This is a genomic window from Aeromonas sp. 159, from assembly GCF_963862045.1.
GTDB lineage: Bacteria > Pseudomonadota > Gammaproteobacteria > Enterobacterales > Aeromonadaceae > Aeromonas > Aeromonas veronii.
The window spans coordinates 80,979-87,512 of the sequence record NZ_CAWLMI010000033.1 but is presented as its reverse complement, the minus strand read 5'-3'; the positions used below and the strand labels follow the sequence as shown (position 1 = coordinate 87,512).

General features: G+C 58.9%; 4 protein-coding genes. 2 read left to right on the top strand and 2 right to left on the bottom strand.

The window, feature by feature from the left end; all coding sequences use genetic code 11:
• Positions 1-548 precede the first annotated feature (548 nt).
• Positions 549-3,698 (bottom strand): efflux RND transporter permease subunit, encoded by a 3,150-nt coding sequence (locus AACR14_RS07220; protein WP_019445672.1) that lies wholly within the window; start codon positions 3,696-3,698, stop codon positions 549-551.
• A gap of 17 nt (positions 3,699-3,715) precedes the next feature.
• A complete protein-coding gene (locus AACR14_RS07215) occupies positions 3,716-4,909 on the bottom strand; it encodes an efflux RND transporter periplasmic adaptor subunit (RefSeq protein ID WP_019445671.1) in 1,194 nt (397 codons plus the stop codon).
• Positions 4,910-5,049: 140 nt separating this feature from the next.
• On the opposite strand from AACR14_RS07215, the gene AACR14_RS07210 reads away from it, so the two are divergent.
• Together AACR14_RS07210 and AACR14_RS07205 are read left to right on the top strand one after the other, a co-directional pair.
• On the top strand, positions 5,050-5,688 hold the full coding sequence (locus AACR14_RS07210; RefSeq protein ID WP_005359187.1) for a TetR family transcriptional regulator: 639 nt from the start codon (positions 5,050-5,052) through the stop codon (positions 5,686-5,688).
• 105 nt (positions 5,689-5,793) lie between these two features.
• Complete coding sequence (locus tag AACR14_RS07205) at positions 5,794-6,345, top strand: hypothetical protein (RefSeq protein WP_026034960.1); 552 nt, start codon at positions 5,794-5,796, stop codon at positions 6,343-6,345.
• Positions 6,346-6,534: the final 189 nt, after the last annotated feature.

The following is a 6,534-nucleotide window of genomic DNA, read 5'->3' as shown; positions in this document are numbered from 1 at the left end:
TGATGATGATGATGATGATGACACTGTGATACATCGCCGCAGCACTAGTCTATGCACCTAACAAAGTAATCAACTACTTTCCCCAACAGCAACAACCAGAACGGTTGTTTTTTAAACACAAGATCGAAATGATCATGGCTACCGCACTGGGTTACAGCCCCCAGTTTGCTGCTTTTCACCACATTGCTCACGCTGTTGGTCATCATGTCCTCCAGCATTATTGTGTTTTTGGCGGTGTGGATAAAGTAAACAGTCGCTAATTGAAACTGCTTGCCACACCGAGTCAGCCCGATTTGATGCCGAATTCTATCCCGTTTCCCCCGAAGATGAACAGCTAAAAGTGTTTTGATAGGGAGCAAATTGAGGCCATTCAATGAACAATGCCTGTTTCATTGCATCAGCTTCAAGTTGTTACTTAGTTTCGTCTGTTGCTCTTTTGAACAAAAAAACAGGGCAACCCATGGGGTTGCCCTGTCTGATTGTCAGCCAGCCCAAAGCTGGCTGGCGATTTATTGAACTCTGTTCAAATTAGCTAAACCTGCATGCCATCAGTCACCTTTTGACTCAACTGCTGCAGCCATGCGCGCCTCTTTACTCTTGTGGCTAGTGAAGTAGCGCATCACCAGCACAAAGAAGAGCGGGACAAAAAAGATGGCCAGCACGGTAGCACTGATCATCCCCCCCATCACGCCGGTACCGATGGCGTTACGGCTGCTGGCGCCGGCGCCGGAGCTGATCACCAGCGGCAGGACCCCGAGGATAAAGGCGAGCGAGGTCATCAGGATCGGACGCAGACGCAGGCGTGCCGCCTCCACCACCGCCTCACCCAAGCCCATCCCCTTGTCGTAGAGCTCTTTGGCGAATTCCACGATCAAAATCGCGTTTTTTGCCGACAAGCCGATGGTGGTGAGCAGACCAACCTGGAAGTAAACGTCGTTCTCCAACCCGCGCAGGGTGGCAGCCACAATGGCCCCCAGAACCCCGAGCGGTACTACCAGCATCACCGAGAACGGAATGCTCCAGCTCTCGTAGAGGGCTGCCAGACAGAGGAACACCACCAACAAGGAGATGGCGTAGAGCGCGGGTGCCTGTGAGCCGGCCTGACGTTCCTGGAAGGAGAGCCCGGTCCACTCGATGCCCACCCCTTCCGGCAGCTGTTTCACCATCTGCTCGATGGCTGCCATCGCATCACCGGTACTCTTGCCGGGCGCCGCCTCACCGACGATCTCCATCGCCGGCACGCCGTTGTAACGCTCCAGACGCGGCGAGCCGAAGCTCCACTCGGTGCTGGCAAAGGCGGAGAAGGGCACCATCTGACCCGCACTATTGCGCACATACCAGAGTTTCAGATCTTCCGGGTTCATCCGGAAGGGGGCGTCCGCCTGCATGTAGACCTTCTTGATCCGGCCACGGTCGACGAAGTCATTGACGTAGGAAGAACCCCAGGCAGTGGCCAGGGTGTTGTTGATATCCGCGATGGATAGCCCCTGCGCCAGCGCCTTCTCGTAGTCGATCTTGATATCGAGTTGCGGCGTATCTTCCATCCCGTTCGGGCGTACTCGCACCAGAGTGGGATCCTGCGCCGCCATGCCGAGCAGCTGGTTACGCGCCGCCATCAGCTTGTCGTGACCGATACCGCCGCGATCCTGCAGGAAGAAGTCAAAACCGGTCGCCGTCCCCAGCTCCGGGATCGGAGGCAAGTTAAAGGCGAACACTTGCGCCTCCTTGATGCTGAACAGATAGCCCATGGCGCGGCCGATGATGGCATTGGCGCTGCAATCCGGGCTCTTGCGCTCGCTCCAGTCCTTGAGCTTGATAAAGGCCATACCCGCGTTCTGGCCACTACCGGCGAAGCTGAAGCCGGATACGGTCAGTACGGAGTCAACGTTATCCTTCTCGTTTTTCAGGAAATAGTCGCGCATGTCTGCCAGCACCACCTCGGTGCGCTGCTTGGTCGCCCCCACCGGCAGTTGAACCATGGACATGATGACCCCCTGATCCTCTTCCGGCAGAAAAGAGGTGGGCATTCGCATAAAGAGCACTGCCAGTACCGCCAGCATGGCGCCGTAGATCAGGCTGTAGCGCACACCCTGCTTGATCACCTTGCGCACGCCGCTCTGATAGCGATTGGTACCGGCATCAAAGGCGCGGTTGAACCAACCAAAGAAGCCGCGCTTAGCCCCAAACTCGCCATGTTTCATCGGCTTGAGCAGGGTGGCACAGAGCGCCGGAGTCAGGATCAACGCCACCAGCACCGACAGCACCATGGCAGAGACGATGGTCAATGAGAACTGGCGATAGATGGCACCGGTCGAGCCGCCGAAGAAGGCCATCGGCACGAACACGGCGGAGAGCACCAGCGCGATCCCCACCAGCGCACCGGTGATCTGGGTCATCGACTTGCGGGTCGCTTCCAGCGGGGAGAGATCCTCCTCGCTCATCAGCCGCTCCACGTTCTCCACTACCACGATGGCGTCATCCACCAGCAGGCCGATGGCCAGCACCATACCGAACATGGTGAGGGTATTGATGGAGAAGCCGAACGCCGCCATCACCCCGAAGGTACCGAGCAGTACCACAGGCACCGCAATGGTCGGGATCAGGGTGGCGCGGAAGTTCTGCAGGAACAGATACATGACGCAGAACACAAGGAAGATCGCCTCGATCAGGGTCTGCACCACCTCCTCGATGGAGATCTTCACAAACGGCGTGGTGTCGTAGGGGTAGACGATCTCCATATTGGCCGGGAAGTAATCCGACAGCTCATTGAGCTTGGCACGCACCTTCTCGGCGGTATCCAGCGCGTTGGCGCCGGTCGCCAGCTTGATGGCGACCGCGGCGGTAGACTGGCCGTTGTAGAGCGCATCGGCGTCATAGCTTTCGCCTGCCAGCTCGACCCGGGCCACATCTTTCAGCCGTACCTTGGAGCCATCCTGATTCACCCGCAGCAGGATATCGTTGAACTGCTCCACGGTAGAGAGCCGGGTCTGCCCCATGATAGTCGCGGTGAACTGCTGATCTTCCACCGACGGGGTGCCACCCAGCTTGCCGAACGCCACCTGGGCGTTTTGCGCCTTGATGGCTGCTTGCACATCCCCCGGGGTCATCTGCACCCGGTTGAGCTTGTTGGGATCGAGCCAGACCCGCATGGAGTACTGGCTGCCGAACAGGGTGATATCCCCTACCCCGTCCAGACGACTCAGAGGCTCCTTGATGTTAGAGACCACATAGTCCGCCAGATCGTCGTTGTTCATCGAGCCATCGCTGGAGATGAAGGCCGCGACCATCAGGAAGCTGCTGGAGGTCTTCTGTACCCGGATCCCCTGCTGCTGAACTTCTTGCGGCAGCAGCGACATCGCCTGCTGCAGCTTGTTCTGCACCTGCACCTGGGCGATATCGGGATCGGTCCCCGGCTGGAAGGTGAGGGTCACCGACACCCGCCCCGCGGAGTCAGACTGGGAGGACATGTAGAGCAGGTGATCCAGCCCGGTCATGTTCTGTTCGATGATCTGGGTTACCGAGTCTTCCACCGTTTTGGCGGATGCGCCCGGATAGCTGGCGGAAATACCGACAGCGGGCGGCGCAATGCTGGGATACTGGGCGACCGGCAATTTGATGATGGCCAGGCTGCCCGCCAGCATGATCACCAGCGCGATCACCCAGGCAAAAATGGGTCTGTCTATAAAAAATCGAGCCATGAAGCGACTACTCCATCCTACTTGTTGGCCGGGGTGTTGGACGCAGCTTGAGCAGACGGTGCATCAGCACCCTGCTCGGCGGGATTGACCACGGCGCCCGGTCGTACTTTCTGCAAGCCAGCCACGATCACCCGCTCACCGGAGGTGAGGCCTGACTCCACCACCCAGTTGCTGCCGACGACACGGCTCAGCTGCACATTGCGCAGCTCCACCTTGTTGTCAGCGGTCACCATCATCACGGTGGCACCGCCATTGGGGGTGCGAGTCACGGCAGTTTGCGGCACCAGCAGCCCTTGCGCCCGCTCACCCTCTTGCAGGATCGCGCGCATAAACATGCCGGGCAGCAGCAGCTGATGAGGGTTGGGCACAATCACCCGCAGGGTCACCATGCCGGAGGTCTCATCCACGGTCACATCGGAGAACTGCAGCGAGCCCTCTTCGCCATAAGTGGAGCCATCTTCCAGCAGGAAGGTCACCCTGGCCCCCTTCTGCTCGTCCTGAGTCAACTTGCCCTCGGCGACCAGTCGCTTGAGGCGCAACAGATCGGCGGTGGACTGACGCACATCCACATACATGGGATCGAGCTGCTGGATGGCAGTCAAGCTATCAGCCTGCTGGGCAGTCACCAGCGCCCCCTCGGTCACCGCGGATTTACCGATGCGGCCACTGATGGGGGCGGTGATGCGGGTGTAACCGAGATTGATCTCGGCAGTGCGCAAAGCCGCCTTGCTCGCCATGATCTCCGCCTTGGCCTGCTTCCAGCTCGCATCGGCGTCGTCATAGTCCTGACGGCTGATGGATTTGACCTTGAGCAGCTCCTGATAGCGCTGCGCCTTGAGGCGGGCACTCTGCTCGTTGGCCTCGGCCTTGGCCAGATTGGCCTTGGCGCTGGCGACTGCCGCCTGATAGACAGCCGGGTCGATCTGATAGAGCAGATCACCCGCCTTCACATCGCTTCCCTCGGTAAAGAGACGCTTGAGGATGATGCCGCTCACCTGCGGACGCACTTCGGCCACCCGCAACGGGGCGCTGCGGCCGGTCAACTCGGTGGTCAACATCAGCGGACCGCTCTGCAGGGTCACCACGTTGACCGCCGCGGGGGGCATGTCGCCCTGTCCCTGAGGTGCGCCCCCCTTGTCACCACAACCTGCCAGCAAGCCTGTAGCCAGCAAGGCAAGACCAACTGAACGAGCAAGAATATGTTTATGCATGAAACACCTGAGCCTTTGCCAGTCAATGAACAATCAGGGCCGCATGGGCCCTGTTGGTAAATAGTCGAAAGATGAGGCAATATACATACATTCATAAATGTATGTAAGTGACTTTTTGCTTGCATGAGGCACAAATTTCGATGGCCAGACGAACCAAAGAAGAGGCGCAGCAAACCCGCTGCCACATCATGAGCACGGCGCTGGATCTGTTCTGCTCTCAGGGCTTGGCCAAGACCAGCCTGACCGACATCGCCAGGGCGGCAGACCTGACCCGCGGGGCCATCTATTGGCACTTCAAGAACAAGGATGAACTCTTCATTTCGCTCTGGCAGGAGCTCTGCAGCCCCCTTGCCCACCAGCTCGATGCCTGCCTCAATCCAGATGAGCCGGATCCGCTGGGGCAACTGCGCCTCTTCTTCGAAGGGGTGCTCCACAGCTTCATTCACAATCCGGCCCAGCGGCAGATGTTCACCATCCTGTTCAATCTCGAATCGCTGGAGGGGGAAGCCATCTCACTGCGCGAGCATATCCGCAGCCAGTCCGCCAACTTCTTTCGGGACCTGGAGACCACCCTGGCCAACGCGGTACGGCGGGGCCAACTGCCCGCCAACCTCAACCTGCAGCGCGCCGCCACCCTGCTCCACTGCACTCTGGATGGCTACATCATCAACTGGCTCCACTTTCCGGGGCGGATCGACCTGCAGGGCGAATCCGCCTTTATGATAGAGAGCATGTTCACCATGCTGGCCCAACCCCACGGGCCTGCCTGCGGCCGCTAACCGGCTCCGGCAACTTCTTCACATCCAAATCGGGGCCTGACCGCGCGTTTTGGCAGTCAGGCCCCGATTTGTTACCCTGTGCGCCCCCTGCTTGAGGTAACCCCTGTGCCACACTCTGACGCCATCCCCGCTTCCCGGCCATTTAACGACCAGCACGCCCACGCTCGGGCTGCCTTTGTGGCACGTCTCAAACCCGGTGCTCACCTGCTCAATGGTCAGTGCGGTATGGGGGAGGATCTGTGCTGGCTGCGTGCGGAAGGGTATGTGGTCACCGCCTGTGAAGCGGTACTGGCCGACGCCAGAGTTGCCTCACAGCAATCCGGACAAGCAGTGCGGGTCTGCCCACTGGCGAAGATGCACTCGGTGCTCCCTTACGATGGCATCTGGCTGAGCCGCCCGCTTGATAGCGACGCGGCCACCCTTGTCCCACTGTTGCAACAGCTGGCGACCCTGCTCAAAGCGGGCGCTCCGATCTGCTTCCCCCTGTCGCCAAGCGGCAAGATAACTGACGCTCAGCTACAGCAACTGGTCACCACATCCGGGATAGCGCTGCAACTGGCGCCGATGGAAGCCGCCTCGACCAACACGCCATCATGCACAGGTCAACACGCCACCCAGTACGTCATGTTGCTGCGTGGCGATCATCAGGCCACCTAACGGGCTAATTCATCACGGATTTTCCCGTTCAACGCCAAGCCGACAGCTAGTCGGCGATCCTGGCTTTCGACAATATTTAACTCGGCGTTAACGCAGAAAAGGCAGACATAACACGGCTTACGTGTTAAAAAGTGTGATTAATATCAAATTTTAATAACAAAACAGACAATACAACCAACTCCGGATTTC